The sequence below is a fragment of the Pedobacter vanadiisoli genome (assembly GCF_042684385.1).
Taxonomy (GTDB): domain Bacteria; phylum Bacteroidota; class Bacteroidia; order Sphingobacteriales; family Sphingobacteriaceae; genus Pedobacter; species Pedobacter vanadiisoli.
Genome location: NZ_JBHULL010000012.1, coordinates 1 through 16,406 on the forward strand (window position 1 = coordinate 1; position 16,406 = coordinate 16,406).

Here is a 16,406-nt window from a genome sequence, read left to right on the forward strand (position 1 = left end):
AAACCAAAGATTTCTCTCTACTTAAGACCTGACCGATGATAGCCAGTTTAAATTCCAGACTATACTTAATTTTTCTGCTCATAAAATGCTCCTATTAAAGTGTCCAACTTTTTGGGGGCAGTCCACAACATGTGGCTTTTTTTTATAAAAAAATCGAGAACCACTGTAGCGTTTTCATTTCGTAAACCGTTTTACAAGAAAAAAGCGTTAATGGCCATTAACCAATTTGCTTTATAAAATTGATTTAACATTAAAATGAAAACGAATTTGAAAAATTTTAGCATTACGGCAAAAATTATACTCTCTCTCTTCGCAATAACCTTAACCATTACCGCTTGTAAAAAGGATTTTAATAATGATCCGATAGAAGCAGCAGGAATTGGTTTCGTGCATGCATCGCCAGGTACAGGCCCCCTGGATTTTATTCTGGATAATCAAAAAATAAACTTTTTTACCTACACCAAGGATTTAGGATATTATGCAGCTTACCCGGGAATAAGACTGGCAGGTGTTGCTAAAAAAGATTCTTTAAAATATTTAACAACTTCTTCTGTTAGTTTAAAATCAGGATCATTTTATTCGGTATTCGTTGTTGATACTTTAAAATCCACAAAACTCTTAGTTCTTGAAGATGATTTAAAAGCACCTGAAGCAGATAAAGCCAAAGTTCGTTTTGTAAACTTAAGCCCTGGAACGGCCACTTACGATCTAGCTATAGCCGGAACCGATGCGCCATTATTCACCGCCAAAGCTTTTAAAGAATTTACCACCTTTACCAATATTGCACCTAACGACAGCTATACTTTTCAATTAAAACAGAGCGGTACGGTTAAAGTAAGTTTACCATCAATTAAAATTGAAAAAGGAAAGATTTATACCATTTGGGCAAAAGGTTTAACCAGTAAAACGGACAGTACCGGACTGGGTTTATCGGTGATGACGAATAAGTAAAAAAATCACTCTACCTGTGAGATGGAAAATTAGCACCGCCCAGAAAATTGGGCGGTGTTATTTTCTTAAATTTGAAAGCAATTAATCATGATAAACCTTTAAAAAATAGTCCTTTACAAGGGTGATAAAAAAAATACTCAGTTTTGAGGAAATTTTAAAAGGCTGTGTAAAAAACGACAATAGCTGTAAAGAAATGATGTATAAATCATTTTATGGCTATTTAATGGGCATTATTTTAAGGTACACCAAGAACACTTCTGATAGTGAAGAGCTTGTAAATGACAGTTTTATCAAGATTTTTAAACATGTTGCCGGCTTTAAGGCACCTAAAAATCCGGAAGAACTGCTTCGGTCTTTTAAAGGCTGGATTGCCCAGATTGCTTCGAGAACCGCAATAGATAAAATACGAAGTTCGAAAGCGCAATACTATGTAGATGACCTTTCAGAAAACGAACATCCGATTTCGCATGTTTCTGTTGCTTCAGAACTTCATGTTAATGATATTTTAAATTTATTAAATCACTTACCAGACACACAAAGACTGGTGTTTAACTTATACGAAATTGAAGGTTTTGCACACGATGAGATATCGAAGATGCTGAATATCCCTGAAAGTTCGAGCCGTGTGTATTTAACACGTTCTAAAAATAAGTTACGTACCCTTTATTTAAATACCATGGTCAATTCATACGAGAAAAATGGATAAGGAATTAATTGAGCATATTGCCACGCAGCTCAAAAACCATGAGGAAACCTATCCTAATGGTGCCTGGGAGCGCTTTTCGGAAAAAGAAAAGAAGAAAAGGAGAATAGTGTATTGGCCTCTTTGGGCTGCTGCTGCCCTGATTTTGGTTTTTGGCGGTGTATTTTTCACCTTAAACAATGCCAATCAAAAAACTGATCTAACAACAGCTAAAACTAAAACACCACGAAACTCAATCACCGGGCTTAATAACCATGCTCCTGCAAAAAACAGCACTGACCAATTAAATGAAAATACCATTGTTTTAAACAACCTTAATGGAACTAAGCTTCCGGTTAAAACTGCAGAAAGAACAACTCTGCCCCTTGAAGAGAACAAGCAGTACAGTGATGTCAATAATTCGGAATATTTAGTGCCTGTAAACACAAATTTATTAGATAATAAACTTGCGGGTAATAATATTTCGACTTTTAGCTCTAAAAATTTTGAAATTTTAACTGAAAAGAAAAAAACAGCACCAAATAAAAAAGTAACATTTGAGGAATTATTGGCACAGGATAGTCGTGCAAATCAGCATAAAACTTCATCTAAAACGAATGAAAACTCCAAATGGCAACCAGATGTATATGTTGCCCCTGCTATGGGTAATGACAATAAGGTAAATATGAATTATGGATTTTCTTTATCGTATGCCATTGCCAACAAGTTATCAATAAGCTCTGGTATATCTTACGCCTCTATAAGTGCAACAGAATCGCTGGATGCTTCTGCACCACAAACCTTATCAGGCAAAAATCTGGCTTCTGTTGATGCTAAAGTACGTGGAATTAATGTTCCTTTAGAATTAAAATATAATATAAGTGATAAACTTTATACAAATGTTGGGGTTTCTGCACTTGCTGTTTTAAATAATTCGCTGCAAAACAGCTATATCGTAAACCAGGTTCAGAGTTTCTCTTCTCCGGCGGTAAATGGCTATGCTGATTCCAAAACCATGATTGTAAAGGAAAAAACAGTTGAGCCACAGCCCGAAGCCAGTATAGACCCCGATAAATATATCGGATTTTACAATTTCTCTCTGGGCTATAAGCAAAAAATATCCAAAAAGAATAACATTGCGATAGAGCCCTTTTTAAGGCTGCCCATGAAAACCTTTTCTAAAGAAAACCTTAACCTTACCAATGGTGGACTGCGGCTGAAAATTGATTTTTAAAAAACTAAGATATTTAGTATATTTGGTTAAATACCTCATATGAAAAATATCAAGCCATATCCTACCGAAGAAGAGCTACCTCCTATTAAAACCCTTAATGAGGTAGATTTTTCTGCTATTTACAGTTATGCAGATTATATGCGTTTCGAATTTGAAGAGCGTTTAGAAATTATTAAAGGCTACATTTTTGAAATGAGCCCAGCTCCTTCCAGGATTCATCAGAAAATATCAGGAAGAATCTATGTACCAATTTACAATGCATTAAACGGCCATCAATGCGAAGTTTATTCAGCACCTTTTGATGTACGTTTAGCCAAGAAAACGCAAGATGACAGAGATGTTTTTACCGTAGTTCAACCCGATATTGTGGTGGTATGTGATCCTGCTAAACTCGATAAACGGGGCTGCATTGGCGCACCGGATATCGTTGTCGAAATTTTATCGCCTGGCAATAATAAAAAGGAACTGGTTAACAAATATGAAGTCTACGAAGAAGCAGGCGTAAAAGAATACTGGATTGTAAGTCCTTCGGATAAAACATTTTTCAGGTATATCCTTGATGATAACGGCAAGTTTCAGCCTACCAAACTCCTCACTGAGGGCGAAGAGGTAACTACCCGGATTATACCTGGCTTTAAACTTATTTTAGAAGAGGTTTTTCAGGATTAGGCATAGATATAAATGAAAGAAGTCAGGTTTAAACGGCAATTTGCTATTTAAACCTGACTTCTTTGAAAATCGCTATATTTATTATTTAGTGACCTGAATGTCCATCTGCTCCATGAGCATGGCCATGGGCCAATTCGTCTTGAGTCGCTTCGCGTACATTTAAAATCACGCCGCTGAACAATAAATTTTTACCAGCCATTGGGTGATTTAAATCAACTGAGATGGTTTCATCATGAACTGCAGTAACGCCAGCCCTGAACTGATTACCATTATTGTCCTGTAGAGGGATTACATCACCAACATTTGGCAGTTCGCCACCGGCTTCGGTAAACATTGTTTTTGGCAGGTCGGCAAAAGCCCCTGGATCGATATCGCCATAACCATCTGCAGCAGATAGCTCGAAAGAATACTCATCGCCAGTTTTTAAACCGGTTAAATGCTCTTCAAATTTAGGCAACATCATGCCAACGCCATATAAAAATACTAAAGGATTTTGTTCGTCAGCTTTTTCTACAAAAACTTGTTGTCCTTCTTCGTTAGTAGTATGCAATTCGTAAGTTAACGCTACTACAGAGTTTGGTGAAATATTCATTTAAATTAATTTATTGTACATACAATAATGCTTCCTCAACAGTGTTAACCGGCAACTGGCATACTTTATTTCGGCAAATATAAACTTTTGTTTCATTGCTTTGCTTACCTTTTAACAGCGGGAGGCTACTTTTTGTTCCACCCAATGTAATTTTATTCGGAATATAATGTCCGCTTAATGCTAATTTAATACTATCGGTTTCGAAACCGGTTATGGCAATTTCGTTTATACAGTAAATTTCGTTTAACAATTGAATGGCCCAGTTTGAGTAGGCAGAACCATAGCTTTTAATCTTCGGATGAACCGCAGCGAGCATTTCAGAAGCTTTTTCGGTATATTTTTCTATGTCAAAAAGCAAGCCTAGTTTCTTTAAGTTCTGCGCCATGGTAGAGTTTGAAGCCGGAATAACATTGTCCATCACTTCGTGTTTACGGGCAATTAAATCTTCACTTTCAGCAGAGGTATAAAAAAACATAGGTGAATCTGCATCTGTAAAATTAGTCATCACATAATCGGTCAATAATTTCGCTTCTTCTAACCATTTTTCATCAAAATCGGCTTCATACAAAGCAATCAGTGCTTCAATAAAAAAGGCATAATCGTCTAAGAACCCTATAATTGAAGCCTTTCCATTCTTATAATTACGGTATAAGCCACCATTTTCTGATTTTAAGTGGTTTAAAATAAAATTAGCTGCAGTTGAGGCTTTTTCGTAATATGGCTGATGATTGAATACTTCGGCAGCATCAGCTAATGCTTTAATCATCATTCCATTCCAGGCGGTTAAACATTTATCATCCAAACCTGGCCTGATCCTTTTGCTACGCACAGCCAATAATTTTTCTTTGGCTGCGTTTACCTTATCATAAAGCACCTCAGCCGTAATGTTAAATTTCGCCAGTAAATCGTCATCACTGATTGTTTTGCGCAAGATATTAGTTTGTTCTTCTTCCCAGTTACCTTCTTCTGTAATATTGTAATAGGCCCCAATCAATTGGGCATCTTCGCCCAAAACCTGGTCGAATTCTGTTTTATCCCAAACGTAAAATTTGCCTTCTATCCCTTCGCTATCCGCATCCAGTGCCGAATAAAACAACCCCTCTGCAGAAGTCATCTCATCAGCAACCCAATGTATCGTTTCCACAACAGTCTGTTTAAAGGAATCGAATTTGGTGCACTGGTAAGCTTCGGCATATAAACTGATCAATTGCGCATTATCGTAAAGCATCTTTTCGAAGTGAGGCACATGCCATTTATCATCAACCGAATATCGGGCAAAGCCTCCCCCAATCTGATCGTAAATCCCACCTCTGCTCATTTCTTCGAGCGTATGGCAAACCGCCGTAAAAACAGATTCATCGTCTTTTAAAAAGCCATAACGCAATAAAAATACCCAATTATTAGGCAAAGGAAATTTTGGAGCCCGGTTATAACCTCCGTAACCAATATCGAAATGACGTTTCCAGGGATCGATAATTTCAGTTAAATGTTCGTGCGCATATTCTTCTGCTGTTTCCACAGCAATTATCTTTTCGCTGTCTTTGATCCCCGAAGTTAAACGCTCGGCATATTGAATGGCTTTATCGGGTTCGTTTATCCAAAGGGCAGCCACATTTTCCAGAATATTGATCCAATCGTTTTTCCGGAAATAAGTTCCGCCATAAATCGGACGCTGATCGGGCAAACAGATGCAGTTTAAAGGCCAGCCGCCGCTACCGGTCATGAGTTGGATGGCATACATGTAAATCTGGTCAATATCCGGACGTTCTTCCCGATCAACTTTAATGCACACAAAATGCCGGTTCATTACTTCGGCAACTTCGTGGTTTTCGAAACTCTCTCGCTCCATTACATGGCACCAATGGCAGGCTGAGTAACCAATACTTACCAAAATCAGCTTGTTTTCGGCTTTTGCTTTTTCTAATGCCTCTACACCCCATTCATACCATTCAACCGGGTTATGGGCATGTTGAAGCAAATAAGGCGATGAAGCGTGGATTAAATTATTGGTTTCTGACATGGGATGGCCTGTAAAATGTAAGAAAGAAAGTGGAATTTTAATTTGAGGCGTAAATCTATTAATATTCTACAAACCTGTTCCTATTTAGTTTTTGTTTTTATACTTTAGTTGGAAATCCAGCCTTAAAAAAAATGAAAATCACCCACACCGAAATATACCGCTTCAGCATCCCCATGGAACCTTTTGTGATTGCCACAGGAACCATGCATTTTGCCCAAAATGTGTTGGTACGCATTTACACCGATACCGGCATTCATGGTATTGGCGAATGCTCGGCATTTCCGATGATTGTGGGCGAAACGCAGGAAACCTGCATTGCCATGGCCAAAGACTTTGCCGCCATTTTAAAAGGTAAAGATCCCTTAGATATTCCGGAGCGGATGAACGACCTGCTGGGTTATGCTGATCATAACAGTACCATTAAAAGTGCTTTCGATATGGCTTTATTTGATATTTCAGCTAAAAATGCAGGCTTACCACTTTATAAATTCCTCGGTGGAACTAAACGTATTATAGAAACCGATATGACCATTGGCATCGATACACCAGAAGGAATGGCCACTACGGCTTTGAAATATAAAAGCCAGGGTTGCCGGATTTTAAAAATTAAACTGGGCAAAAAAGTACATGACGATATAGAAAGGGTAAAACATATTCGTGAGGCAGTGGGCGAAGATTTGATTTTACGCCTGGATGCCAACCAGGGCTGGAGTTTTGATGATGCTTTATTCGCTTTAGGTGAATTGGAAAAATACAATATAGAGTTTTGTGAACAACCCATGCGCACCTGGTACGATGATAAATTACCCGAACTGAAACTTAATTCGCCAATTAAATTAATGGCCGATGAAAGCTGCTACAATCACCACGACGCCCGGAAACTGATCAATAGCCAGTCTACCACTTACCTGAACATTAAATTTTCAAAATCCGGGGGTATTTTAGAAGCGCAAAAAATCCACGAAGAAGCCTTACAACGGGGTGTGAAATGTATGATTGGCAGCATGCTCGAAACCAGGATTGCTTTAAGTGCCAACCTGCATTTCGCTTATGCAAGTCCGAATGTAGAATTTTTCGACTTAGATACAGCTCTATTGGGTCACCTGGTTGATCCGGTTGTTGGCGGCCTCACCTACAACGGCTACTTTCTTGATGTTCCCGAAGAAATTGGTATCGGTGCTGAAGCCGATGAATTTTTCTTAGCGGAATGTGAAAGCTGGACTATTTAGTTCAGTTGTTCATTGGTCAATGGTTTATTAGTTTTCAGGTATAGCGCCAATTACATAATGTAGTTTAGGGTTTATGGTTTAGCATGATAGTTTGGAGTTGAGCGTTTGGCGTTTGGAGTCGCTTAACCGATTTGAACAATTAACCCACGAACTAACGACTAGTGAACCAATAACCTATCAAGTGCCAGGCTATCGCCGTTAAAAGCATTAAAATCGACTACATGGCCTATTCCGTTAATTTTGGCTTTATCAGAATGCTGCCAAAATTTCCAGCGGCTTTTATCCATCCTTAACTTTGGCTGATAATAATGGGCAATCCATAAGGGATAATCATCAAAATAACCGGCCAGATAATCATCATAAAATTTAAGTCCCGTGTAAACAATCGGCCTTACTCTGGTCTTCATTTCTATGTAATTGAGAAAATCAGAAAGTTCTGCCCTCATTTTTAGCGGAGAAACGCCATCTAAAGATTCAATATCTACAACGGGCGGTAAATCGCCTTTCTCGATGTTTACCACTTGCAAGAAAAATTTAGCCTGCGTTTTCCCATCTTTTTTTGGCCTGAAAAAATGATATGCACCGCAAATAATACCTGCTTTTGGGGCTTCGCGCCAGTTACGCTGAAAATATGGGTCAACCAACATTAAGCCTTCTGTGGCTTTGATAAAGGCAAAACTGATACTCACTTCATCCTCCTTCATTTCCTTTACTTTTTGCCAGTTTATTTTACCCTGATAGTAAGAAACATCAATACCATGAACCGTATATTTTTTAGGGATCCTGATGTTAAAGCTTTCATAAGTCCTGTAATTAGGGTCTTGCCCCCAGTCTTTCACCCACCGCCAGGTTGCCACAAAACCCTTTAATACATAACCATAATAAAAGGGAGAGAGTAGAATCAACAATAGACCGGCAATAACCAACTTCAGCTGAATGGAAAGCACTGCTTTCTTTTTTCTGCCCGATGTAGATTTTCTGGCTACAGGTTTCTTAGCAGCGGGTTTTCTAGCAACCGGGGTTTTGTTTATTGGGGTTCTTTTCTCTGGGGGCATTTGATCTTTTTCCGGATGCAAATTTGTAAAAATTATAGAACATTTTTCGCTCAACTTTTTTAGTTTAATACAGGATATGGAATTCAGATGATTAATTAATACCCCGCTTTTGGTATTTTTACAGCATCCGGAATTACCATGTTCAAACTCATTTTTAATACTTATAAAGCATCTTTTAGCGGCCTCAGTCGCGAAACCTGGTTATTAAGCATCGTAATGATGTTTAACAGGTGTGGCAGCATGGCCGTTCCATTTATGGGTTTATATGTTACCCAAAGTTTACACCGGTCTGAAATGGACGCAGGTTTAATCATCACCTTATTTGGTGTGGGTTCTATTTTAGGTTCGGCAACAGGAGGTAAACTAACCGACATGATCGGATTCAGGCCGGTACAGATCCTATCATCCGTTATCGGGGGATTGTTGTTCATCTTGTTTTCTACCATTACCCATTTTTCTACCCTGTGCGTACTGGCAGTGGTGATCAGCTTTTTTTCTGAAGCCTTCAGGCCTGCAAATTTTACAGCAGTGGCCCATTATGCAAAAGAAGATACCATTACCCGCTCCTATTCATTAAACCGTTTGGCGGTAAATATCGGTTGGTCGGCCGGGATTAGCCTGGCCGGTATTGTTGCCTCTATTAATTATAAGCTTTTGTTTATTGTAGAAGGTTCTGTAAGTATCCTGGTGGGGCTCTCTATTCTGCTTTTGTTGCCTAAAGTGAAAGATTTTATCAAAAAAGCGAAAGAAACGCGTAATAACATGGTGATTTTAAAACCCTGGGAGGATGGTTTTTATGTAAGATTTATTCTTTTAACCACCCTGTTTATTACTTGCGCTTTCCTGATGTTCAGGGTTGTACCCGTATTTTTCAAAGAACAATGGCACATCAACGAATTTGCCATCGGGATTATTATCGGCTTAAACGGCGCAATAATCGCGCTCTTCGAAATGATTATGATCAATAAGATCGAAAAGAAAAAATCGCCCATGTTTTTTATCAATATCGGTGCAATTTTCTTTTCTGTTTCTTACCTGTTGTTAAGTGCACCGATTATTTTTCATGTCATATCTGCTGCATTAACCATCGTAACTTTTACAATCGGCGAAATGTTTGTACTGCCCTTTATAAATACAATAGTAATTAGCCGGAGTAATGCCCATAACAGGGGCTTATATGCAGCAGGTTATACATTGAGCTGGTCGTGTGCGCAAGTTGTCGGACCGTATTTTGGTTTTTTAATTGCCAAACAATTTGGTTACAACTGGCTTTGGTTTGGATTGGCATGTATCCTTTTGCTTTGCGCCTATGGCTTTAGCGTGTTGAATAAACGTCAGCAGCCTGTATTAAAAACAAATTAGTTTACAGTGGAAACATCCCCACTGTAAACTAAAAATATGAGTTAAAAGGCAAACTATTTCACTTTTTGTGCCTTAACGCCTTCATTGGTAATTTTTACAGGTAAAATCATTCCATTTGTATCAAATTTCATTTCATCAATGCAGGTAACACGGTGGTTTCCATCAGTTTCGGTTAAAGGCCTGCGGTGATACACAATATAATAAGCGCCTTTTTTCTCGTTGATAATTACCGAATGATGCCCTGCACCTGTTGCTATAGCCGGGTCTTGTTTTAATATTTTACCAACGCGCTTAAAAGGTCCGAAGGGCGAATCGCCAATAGCGTAGGCTACAGAATAATCCGGGCCGGTCCAACCACCTTCGCTCCACATGAAATAATATTTACCGTTCCTGATAAACATATAAGGTCCTTCAACATAATTATCAGGTGTAATTTCTTTAAAGGTTGTACCATCTTCAAAAGGCAAAAACCCACTAAAATCTTTATTCAGTTTTGCAATGTTGCAATGTTTCCATCCACCATAAATTAAATAGTATTGCCCATCTTTATCTTTAAACACAAACTGATCAATAGGTTGTGCACCATTGTAGAATTTATCAACCAAAGGTTTACCTAAATGATCTTTATAAGGTCCTTCAGGCTTATCGGCCACCGCCACCCCAATCCCACCGATTTCTCGATCATTCTGAATATCATTAGCACCGAAAAACAAATAGTATTTTTTGTCTTTTTGCACTATTGCTGGTGCCCACATTGCTTTATTGGCCCATTTTATTGCGGCGGTATCTAAAATATGGGGATGTTTTTCCCATTTCACCAAATCATCAGAAGAAAAGGCATCCAAAAATACCTGTTCCTTATACTTTGCTGAATAAGTTGGGTAAACCCAGTATTTATTGTTGAAAATAGTTGCATCAGGATCGGCATACCAACCCTGAAAAATTGGATTTCCAGACTGCTTAATCGTTTTAGTATTCTGAGCAAAAGAAACGATACCGGATAAAAGTAAAAGAGGTGAGAATAAATATTTCATAGGTACAAGTTAGAAAAAAATCTGTGGTTTAAAAATTTGACGTTCTATTTAACTGCTAAGTACAAGAAGGAAGTACGCAAAGCACGCTGAGTGAAGGCAGGGAGAACACTAAGTCGAGCAGGAGTACAAGCCAAAGTTAAATAAACCCGACAAAGCCGATAGCCAGAAATGAAGTGCAACGCAATGAGGACTATAAGCGATGGCGGGACGAAAGCACCTATGAAAAGCAAACCACTCATTTTCAAAAAAATACCTGAGATAAGAATTCGTATCGTTTTGGAAAGCAAAACCTGTAATCCTTAGCTTGGGGAAGCCCCGCTCTTGGTTTCAAATCCTCGTCCTCATGCTTCGGCCTGCGGGTTTTACACTCCGATCAGGTTTAGCTGGCCAAGCTGGCAATACTATTTAAGTTTTATAACCTGGTGCCATAACAGGCCATTCTCCGAAGAAAAAACCGCGGTTAAATAAACCCGACAAAGCGGATAGCCCGGAATGAAGTGCAACGCAATGAGGACTATGAGCGATGGCGGGACGAAAGCAACTATGAAAAGCAAACCGCTCATTTTCAAAAAAATACCTGAGATAAGAATTCGTATCGTTTTGGAAAGCAAAACCTGTAATCCTTAGCTTGGGGAAGCCCCGCTCTTCGTTTCAAATCCTCGTCCTCATGCTTCGGCCCGCGGGTTTAAAATTGACATCGGGTTTAGATGGCCAGGCCAGCAATATTATTTAGGTTTTAGAATCCGGTATTGCAAAAAAATCCCTGCTCATTATAAAATAGACAGGGATTTATTCTTCGACTCCGCTCAGACTGACACATCGGTTGTTCAGACTGATGCGATTAAGCTTATTTACTCAATTCTGCGAAATATTTATGGAATAATGGCAATGTTTCGATTCCTTTATAATAATTGTAAATATCATATTTCTCGTTTGGAGAATGTAAGGCATCACTGTCTAAACCAAAACCGAAAAGTACTGATTTAATACCCAAAACATCCTCGAACAACGCTACAATCGGAATACTGCCCCCACCACGTGTTGGTATAGCGGTTTTACCGAAACTGTCTTCAATCGCTTTTTCAGCGGCTTTATACGCTACGCTGTCGGTTGGGGTTACCACCGGCTCGCCACCATGGTGCGGTGTAACTTTTACCTTTACATTTTTAGGCGCTATGCTTTCGAAATGTTTGGTAAAAATTTCGGCAATTTCTTCTGAGTTTTGGTTCGGCACCAAACGCATCGAAATTTTGGCATTGGCTTTACTTGGCAGTACCGTTTTTGCACCTTCACCAATGTATCCACTCCATATTCCGTTAACCTCTAAAGTTGGACGGGTACCGGTACGCTCTAAAGTGGAATAACCTTTTTCGCCCCAAACTTCTTCAATATCGAGATCCTTTTTATATTCTGCTTCATCGTAAGGAGCAGAATTCAAGGCTTTTTTCTCTGCATCTGTTAATTCTACCACTTTATCGTAAAAAGCAGGAATAGTAATATGGTTATTTTCATCGTGTAATGAAGCGATCATTTTGCAAAGAATGGTTGCCGGGTTAGCCACTGCCCCACCATATACACCTGAGTGTAAATCGCGGTTCGGTCCAACCACTTCCACTTCCATGTAGGCCAAACCGCGTAAACCGGTTTCGATTGATGGATGCTCCATACTAATCATTGACGTATCTGAAATTAAAACCACATCGGCTTTTAAACGTTCGGCATTGTCTTTTACAAAAATACCAAGGTTTGCTGAACCTACCTCCTCTTCACCTTCGATCATAAATTTAACGTTGCACGCCAGTGTATTGGTTTCCATCATCAGCTCGAAAGCCTTAACATGCATGTAAAACTGTCCCTTATCATCGCAGGCACCACGGGCATAAATTTTGCCATCGCGCACTGTAGGTTCGAAAGGAGGAGTATGCCAAAGTTCTAACGGATCGGCCGGCTGAACATCATAATGGCCATATATTAAAACGGTTGGTAAAGCAGTATCTATAATTTTTTCGCCATATACAATCGGGTAACCGGCTGTCGGACAGATCTCAACATTATCTGCGCCGGCATCCTTTAATTTCTGCGCAACATAATCGGCAGTTTTTAAAACATCGCCTTTGTATTTCGGATCAGCACTAACCGATGGAAAACGCAACAACTCAAACAGCTCATCTAAAAAACGTTGCTTGTGCGTTTCTACGTATTTTTTAATTTCTTGCATAACAAAATGAATTTGGACAAATATAGGCTTTACCAAATAAATGGCCTAAAAGTAGCTACAAATTATAACTTTCGGCAAATGAGGATCAGGTACACTCCTGAATTCGCTTTTTAAACCCACATTCGTCTGTTAACAAATACAAAAAATCGTTTATTGTTTGTAAAAAAGAAAAAAGCCCAGTATCATTTATATTTACTTTTTTGTAAATTGCGCCCTTAACAGATATCCTTAAATCCTGTAAGAAAGAATTTTAACAATGAAGTTTAGCGCAAAAGTATTTTTATCTCTGCTGCTGCTTCTGTTTGTCTGCATTTATTCTTTCGCTCAAGGCCAGAATCCTACCCGTGTAAGCTGCCCTGAAGCAGCTCAATATTACTCAAAAGACAGCATAAATATTGTAACGTTTGGAGCCAGCACTGTCGAAGGGGTAAAAGGTCTTGGTTTTCAAACCATGCTACAGAACAATTTTTTAAATTGTTATACAAATAAAATCGTTGATATTACCAACCATGGCATTGGCGGCCAGACTACCTTTCAGGGCCTGCTCAGAATTGATAACGCAATAGCCAATAGAACAGGCTTTATTGTGATTGATATGGGCATTAATGATGCGATTTCGATTGCTGCCGGCAAAGGCAGTGTAGCTGAAACCGTTGCCAATATGAGGGCTTTAATTACGGCAAGCCTCAAACAAAAATTAGTCCCGATTTTGTGTACACTTCAGTTTATAGACGACAGGACCAATAAAAGTTATGTTGCTGTAAATACCAATATCAGGAACATTAACACGGCATACAAAAAGTTGGCTCTTGAGTATAAAATATATTTAGCGGATGTAAATGCAGTAATGAGACGCGATTTCAGCTTATATCAGGATGCCTTTCATCCAAATGCTCGCGGCTATAGATTGGTAAGTTATGTGATTTTTGACACAATTAACAAGGCTATTTTCGATAAATTCCTAAAGTTCACCGTTTCTCAGAATTATCCCAACCCTGCTGCCATGCAAACTTTCATTGATGTGGTTTTACCTGAATCGGATAAACTTAACATACAGATTTATGATTTAATGGGCCGATTGGTTAAAACTGTGGTAAACGAATATCTGAATACGGGTAAACATACATTAGAAATCAATACTTCTACTTTCGTTCCTGGTATTTACTTCTTTAAAATCTCTTCGGATTCAGGACAATACAATAGTGTAAAAAAGTTTATTGTGGCGAGGTAACAAAAGATTTAAAGATTAGTCTATTCATAGATTAATATGATTTGTACCTTTAAATATGAGCACTGAGACATTTTTTACCAATGAAGTTATTGATCTTGAACTTCTTCCAAAATATGAAGAAATTCAGTTACGCCGCCCACATCCCGATTATTGGAAAATCATCTGTATTAACCTATTGATCTTTTTTGGCTTGTTGGGCCTGGGATTAGGTACTCTCCTGTTATTTGTTGATGAATTTAAAGCCAATGCTGTATGGATTATACCTGTTTATGTGGTTTTAATCATTATTTTTTTCCTTCTTTTCCGTTTAAGCTTTAAAAAACGTGGTTATGCGGTACGTACGCATGATGTAATTTATAAAAGTGGAATTATAGCCGAATCGACCACAATTGTTCCCTTAAACAGGATTCAGCATATCGAATTAAACGAAGGTATTTTTTCGAGGATATATAAATTAGGATCACTGCAGTTATTTACTGCAGGTGGTCAAAGCGGGCATATTCACATTTCTGGTATAGCCATCAGCGAGGCAAAAAGCATCAGGGACTTACTTTTGAAAAAATTAGACCTGCCAGAAAACTCAATAACTGAAACAGAAGCGTAATGGACAACGATTTTAGCAAACCACAACGTGAATCGGCCTTTGGTATTATTATAATGGGTGCGCATACCCTGCTAAAAATTGTAAAGGCAAGCTTTTTCTTATTTATAATAGCATTTGTAAAAATGTCGAGCACCTCTTTTATCTACCTGGTATTGGGCATTCTGGCTATTATATTAATCAGCTTCGTATTTGCTTATTTATGGTATTTAAAATTTACCTTCTTTTTAGATAAGGAGAAGCAGGAATTTGTAGTAAATAAAGGCATATTCAGCCGTGATCAGGTCATTATTCAACTCGATAAAATACAACAGGTTAACATTAACCAGAATATTCTGCAAAAAATTATTGGCGTTTATGGATTAAAAATTGATACCGCCGGTGCGCATGGAGAAGAAGTAAGCATAAAAGCCATCGACGAAACGGCTGCCTACAACCTTCAGGCACATCTACTGAACAGAAAGGCCATAGGTGGAGAACAACCGGAAGCGGTTCGTGAAAATAACCTTACTGAAGAAACACCATTTTTAAAGATCAGTGGTCTTACTTTACTTAAAGTGGGCCTAACTTCTAATTACGGACAAAGTTTAGCTTTGCTTGCCGCTTTTTTTTATACGGTTATTTACGAAGGCAGGCAACTGCTTGATGCATTCAAAATTAACAGGGATGAAATTCAGAGTACGGTAACAGGAATGCTAACCATTGTTACGGTTTTCATTTTAATTGCATGCCTTTTAATTGTACTGCTGATTATCAATCTCGTAAGAACCTTCTATAAATATTTCGAGCTTCAGATCATGCAGCATAAAGATGCCCTGCTCCTTTCTTCGGGATTAATTGCCAAGAAAAATACATTAATCAGCCCAAATAAAGTGCAGGTTACCAAGTACAGCCAAAATTATTTTCAGAAAAAAATGAACATGCTGAATATGAGTTTAAAGCAGGCTCATTTTGGCCAAAGTAAAAAAGGACATGAAATGCAGGGGAACACCCTTGAAATCCCGGGTTGTAATGTTACTGAACGTGATGAACTGTTAAAAATGATTCTGGGGAAGGCTCCCCTAAAGGGTAAAACCTTCATCCCGGACTGGCGTTTTCTGAACCTGCCGATTTTTTTCAAACTGGTTTTACCCGTTTCAATCTTTTTAATCCTGGCTTTTAATATTCCAGAGGTGAAACCCTTTATCGGTGCTGCATTCGCCTACTTTTTAACAGGTGTATTGATGATTTATATCAGTTACAGAAGGCACCGCATATCGGTAAATCAAGATTTCATTATCAAAACCAGTGGAATATGGGATATTTCGAATGAAATTGTGCAGCCAAATAAAATTCAGGCCATTACTACCTTTCAATATCCTTGGCATAAAGGGGTTGATGTTGGCCACCTCACCTTACATACCGCAGCAGGTCAGATCCATTTCAAATATGGCAATTATACCCAAATTAAACGGCTCGTAAATTATTGGTTATACCAGGTTGAGCACGATAACAAGAGCTGGATGTAAATGAAATAGCAATTGCCAGG

14 protein-coding genes are annotated in these 16,406 nt (G+C 38.5%); 9 read left to right on the top strand and 5 right to left on the bottom strand.

What is annotated here, in order from left to right; all coding sequences use genetic code 11:
• The first annotated feature begins 255 nt into the window (after positions 1-255).
• The 4 genes from ACFSR6_RS15195 (at position 256) to ACFSR6_RS15210 (ending at position 3,536) form a co-directional block, all read left to right on the top strand.
• Positions 256-951, top strand: coding sequence for a DUF4397 domain-containing protein (locus ACFSR6_RS15195; RefSeq protein ID WP_379080320.1), 696 nt, complete (start codon positions 256-258; stop codon positions 949-951).
• Positions 952-1,072: 121 nt separating this feature from the next.
• Positions 1,073-1,657 (top strand): RNA polymerase sigma factor, encoded by a 585-nt coding sequence (locus ACFSR6_RS15200; RefSeq protein WP_379080322.1) that lies wholly within the window; start codon positions 1,073-1,075, stop codon positions 1,655-1,657.
• Positions 1,650-2,867, top strand: a complete 1,218-nt coding sequence (locus tag ACFSR6_RS15205) for a hypothetical protein (protein WP_379080323.1) — start codon at positions 1,650-1,652, stop codon at positions 2,865-2,867. The genes ACFSR6_RS15200 and ACFSR6_RS15205 overlap by 8 nt, the downstream gene beginning before the upstream one ends.
• Before the next feature lie 39 nt (positions 2,868-2,906).
• Entirely contained in the window at positions 2,907-3,536 is a 630-nt protein-coding gene (locus ACFSR6_RS15210) for a Uma2 family endonuclease (RefSeq protein WP_379080325.1), read from the top strand.
• Positions 3,537-3,621: 85 nt separating this feature from the next.
• Here the strand turns inward: ACFSR6_RS15210 and ACFSR6_RS15215 are convergent, their stop codons facing one another.
• Both ACFSR6_RS15215 and ACFSR6_RS15220 read right to left on the bottom strand, forming a co-directional pair.
• On the bottom strand, positions 3,622-4,128 hold the full coding sequence (locus tag ACFSR6_RS15215; RefSeq protein WP_379080327.1) for an FKBP-type peptidyl-prolyl cis-trans isomerase: 507 nt from the start codon (positions 4,126-4,128) through the stop codon (positions 3,622-3,624).
• Positions 4,129-4,138: 10 nt separating this feature from the next.
• Positions 4,139-6,148, bottom strand: coding sequence for a thioredoxin domain-containing protein (locus tag ACFSR6_RS15220; RefSeq protein WP_379080329.1), 2,010 nt, complete (start codon positions 6,146-6,148; stop codon positions 4,139-4,141).
• Positions 6,149-6,279: 131 nt separating this feature from the next.
• Between ACFSR6_RS15220 and ACFSR6_RS15225 the strand changes: the two genes are divergently transcribed.
• Positions 6,280-7,377 (top strand): mandelate racemase/muconate lactonizing enzyme family protein, encoded by a 1,098-nt coding sequence (locus ACFSR6_RS15225; RefSeq protein WP_379080330.1) that lies wholly within the window; start codon positions 6,280-6,282, stop codon positions 7,375-7,377.
• A gap of 158 nt (positions 7,378-7,535) precedes the next feature.
• On the opposite strand, the gene ACFSR6_RS15230 is transcribed toward ACFSR6_RS15225, so the two are convergent.
• Positions 7,536-8,432 carry a glycoside hydrolase family 25 protein gene (locus ACFSR6_RS15230; protein ID WP_379080332.1) on the bottom strand — a complete coding sequence of 299 codons (897 nt, stop codon included), beginning with the start codon at positions 8,430-8,432 and terminating at the stop codon, positions 7,536-7,538.
• Positions 8,433-8,570: 138 nt separating this feature from the next.
• On the opposite strand from ACFSR6_RS15230, the gene ACFSR6_RS15235 reads away from it, so the two are divergent.
• Positions 8,571-9,794: an MFS transporter gene (locus ACFSR6_RS15235; protein WP_379080334.1), complete on the top strand. Its 1,224-nt coding sequence runs from the start codon at positions 8,571-8,573 to the stop codon at positions 9,792-9,794.
• A gap of 53 nt (positions 9,795-9,847) precedes the next feature.
• On the opposite strand, the gene ACFSR6_RS15240 is transcribed toward ACFSR6_RS15235, so the two are convergent.
• The gene (locus ACFSR6_RS15240) at positions 9,848-10,828 is read right to left on the bottom strand and encodes a glycoside hydrolase family 43 protein (RefSeq protein ID WP_379080336.1); all 981 of its coding nucleotides are present in this window, start codon (positions 10,826-10,828) and stop codon (positions 9,848-9,850) included.
• An 847-nt stretch (positions 10,829-11,675) separates the two neighbouring features.
• A complete protein-coding gene (locus ACFSR6_RS15245; RefSeq protein WP_379080338.1) occupies positions 11,676-13,046 on the bottom strand; it encodes a dipeptidase in 1,371 nt (456 codons plus the stop codon).
• A gap of 256 nt (positions 13,047-13,302) precedes the next feature.
• On the opposite strand from ACFSR6_RS15245, the gene ACFSR6_RS15250 reads away from it, so the two are divergent.
• Genes ACFSR6_RS15250 through ACFSR6_RS15260 form a run of 3 tightly spaced genes read left to right on the top strand, consistent with a single transcriptional unit; the run spans position 13,303 to position 16,386 of the window.
• Positions 13,303-14,277 carry a GDSL-type esterase/lipase family protein gene (locus ACFSR6_RS15250; protein WP_379080340.1) on the top strand — a complete coding sequence of 325 codons (975 nt, stop codon included), beginning with the start codon at positions 13,303-13,305 and terminating at the stop codon, positions 14,275-14,277.
• Positions 14,278-14,332: 55 nt separating this feature from the next.
• A complete protein-coding gene (locus ACFSR6_RS15255; protein WP_379080342.1) occupies positions 14,333-14,881 on the top strand; it encodes a PH domain-containing protein in 549 nt (182 codons plus the stop codon).
• Positions 14,881-16,386 carry a PH domain-containing protein gene (locus tag ACFSR6_RS15260; protein ID WP_379080344.1) on the top strand — a complete coding sequence of 502 codons (1,506 nt, stop codon included), beginning with the start codon at positions 14,881-14,883 and terminating at the stop codon, positions 16,384-16,386. Before ACFSR6_RS15255 ends, ACFSR6_RS15260 begins: the two co-directional genes overlap by 1 nt.
• The last annotated feature ends 20 nt before the right edge of the window (positions 16,387-16,406 follow it).

Coding starts and splice junctions, on each gene's coding strand:
- ACFSR6_RS15215 (WP_379080327.1), bottom strand. CDS start 4,128: ATGAATATTTCACCAAACTCTGTAGTAGCGTTAACTTACGAATTGCAT.
- ACFSR6_RS15240 (WP_379080336.1), bottom strand. CDS start 10,828: ATGAAATATTTATTCTCACCTCTTTTACTTTTATCCGGTATCGTTTCT.
- ACFSR6_RS15260 (WP_379080344.1), top strand. CDS start 14,881: ATGGACAACGATTTTAGCAAACCACAACGTGAATCGGCCTTTGGTATT.
- ACFSR6_RS15245 (WP_379080338.1), bottom strand. CDS start 13,046: ATGCAAGAAATTAAAAAATACGTAGAAACGCACAAGCAACGTTTTTTA.
- ACFSR6_RS15195 (WP_379080320.1), top strand. CDS start 256: ATGAAAACGAATTTGAAAAATTTTAGCATTACGGCAAAAATTATACTC.
- ACFSR6_RS15255 (WP_379080342.1), top strand. CDS start 14,333: ATGAGCACTGAGACATTTTTTACCAATGAAGTTATTGATCTTGAACTT.
- ACFSR6_RS15230 (WP_379080332.1), bottom strand. CDS start 8,432: ATGCCCCCAGAGAAAAGAACCCCAATAAACAAAACCCCGGTTGCTAGA.
- ACFSR6_RS15205 (WP_379080323.1), top strand. CDS start 1,650: ATGGATAAGGAATTAATTGAGCATATTGCCACGCAGCTCAAAAACCAT.
- ACFSR6_RS15250 (WP_379080340.1), top strand. CDS start 13,303: ATGAAGTTTAGCGCAAAAGTATTTTTATCTCTGCTGCTGCTTCTGTTT.
- ACFSR6_RS15225 (WP_379080330.1), top strand. CDS start 6,280: ATGAAAATCACCCACACCGAAATATACCGCTTCAGCATCCCCATGGAA.
- ACFSR6_RS15235 (WP_379080334.1), top strand. CDS start 8,571: ATGTTCAAACTCATTTTTAATACTTATAAAGCATCTTTTAGCGGCCTC.
- ACFSR6_RS15220 (WP_379080329.1), bottom strand. CDS start 6,148: ATGTCAGAAACCAATAATTTAATCCACGCTTCATCGCCTTATTTGCTT.
- ACFSR6_RS15210 (WP_379080325.1), top strand. CDS start 2,907: ATGAAAAATATCAAGCCATATCCTACCGAAGAAGAGCTACCTCCTATT.